The 1,662-nt window shown below is 72.8% G+C and carries 1 protein-coding gene; it reads left to right on the top strand.

The window, feature by feature from the left end; all coding sequences use genetic code 11:
* On the top strand, window positions 1-1,662 hold a 1,662-nt coding region (locus FV228_RS28980), incomplete at both ends, for a molybdopterin cofactor-binding domain-containing protein (RefSeq protein ID WP_147857622.1).

Below are 1,662 nucleotides of genomic sequence, written 5' to 3'. Positions count from 1 at the left end.
GCGCAGGGGCCCGCGGAGGGAGCGGGCGCCATCGCGCCCAAGCCCGGCACCCGGGTCGCGGCCTTCCTGGAGATCCACCCGGACGGCACCGTCAAGCTGCTCAGCCCCTTCGTCGAGGGCGGCCAGGGCATCGCCACCGGCATGGCGCAGATCGTGGGCGAGGAGCTCGACGTGCCGCCCGCGCGGTTCGTCGTGGAATGCGCGCCGCCCGGTCCCGACTACGCCGTGGTGAACGGCCTGCGCATGACCGGCGGCAGCTTCTCGACCCGGTCGAGCTACGCTGTGATGCGCCGGCTCGGCGCGACCGCCCGCGACATGCTGATCCGCGCCGCCGCGGCCCGGCTCAAGGTCCAGGAATCAGAACTCACCACCCGCGACGGGGTCGTGCTGCACGCGGCGACCGACCGCTCGCTGCCCTACGGCGACCTGGCGGCCGACGCCCTGCTGCTGAAGCCGAACGAGGCCGTCCAGCTGCGCGACCCGGCGACCTTCCGGTACATCCGCCAGCCGGTCCCGCGGCTCGACGTGCACGACAAGGCGACCGGGCAGGCGGTCTACGCGATCGACCAGAAACTCGACGGCATGCTGTACGCCGCCGTGCAGCACGCGCCGCATCTCGGCACCGAGCCGGAGGCGCTCACCAACGAGGCGGACATCCGCGCCATGCCGGGCGTCCATTCGGTGCATCGCCTGCCGGGCGCCGTCGCGGTCGCGGCCGACAGCTGGTGGCGGGCCCGCAAGGCGGTCGAGGCGCTCACCGTGCGCTGGTCGGCGCCCAAGCCGAGCGGCCTCGACACGGTGGCCGCCGACTTCTCGTCCGACGGGATGGTGGCGGCGCTCAAGGCCTCGGCCGATCCGGGCCTCGCCGCCGAGGCGGTGGGCGACACCGCCGACGCCTTCGCCAAGGCCGCCAAGGTCGTTGAGGCGGAGTACGAGGCGCCCTATCTGGCCCACGCCCAGCTCGAGCCGCCCTCGGCGCTGGCGCGCTTTGCCGAGGACGGGACGCTCGACCTCTGGCTGCCCAACCAGATGCCAGAACTGTTCCAGGCGATCTCCGCCCAGGTCGCGGGCCTGCAGCCGGCGCAGGTGCGGATCCACTCGCCGATGCTCGGCGGCTTCTTCGGCCGCCACTTCGCCTACGGACCCGCCAACCCGTTCCCGCAGGCGATCCGCCTCGCGCAGGCGACCAAGCGTCCTGTGAAGGTGCTGTGGTCGCGCGAGGAGGAGTTCCGCTCCGACGCCCTGCGCCCGCTCAGCTACAGCCGCTTCCGGGCCGCCCTGGACGCAGAGGGCCGGCCGAGCGCCATCGAGGTCCGCACCGTCGGCGAGGGGCCGATCGGGCGCTATTTCGGGGCGCTGTTCAAGAACCCGATCGATTCCTCCGCCGTGGAGGGGATCGTCGAGAAGCCCTACGCCATCCCGAACCGGCGGATGACCTTCACCAAGCTCGCCCACCCGGTGACCATCGCGTTCTGGCGCTCCGTCGGCCACTCGATGAACGACGCGTTCTACGAGAGCTTCCTCGACGAGATCGCGCAAGGGGGCGGGCAGGATCCGTTCGCGCTGCGCCAGGCGCTCCTGAAGGACAGCCCGCGCCACCTGGCGCTGCTCGCGGCGGTGGCCGAGATGTCCGGCGGCTGGCGGCGCGGGCTGTCCTTCAGG

Origin of the sequence: Methylobacterium sp. WL18, assembly GCF_008040015.1 — a bacterium.
In the GTDB taxonomy this organism is placed as follows: Bacteria; Pseudomonadota; Alphaproteobacteria; order Rhizobiales; family Beijerinckiaceae; genus Methylobacterium; species Methylobacterium mesophilicum.
The sequence above is the reverse complement of the archived record's forward strand: the minus strand, read 5'-3'. Positions and strand labels throughout refer to the sequence as shown.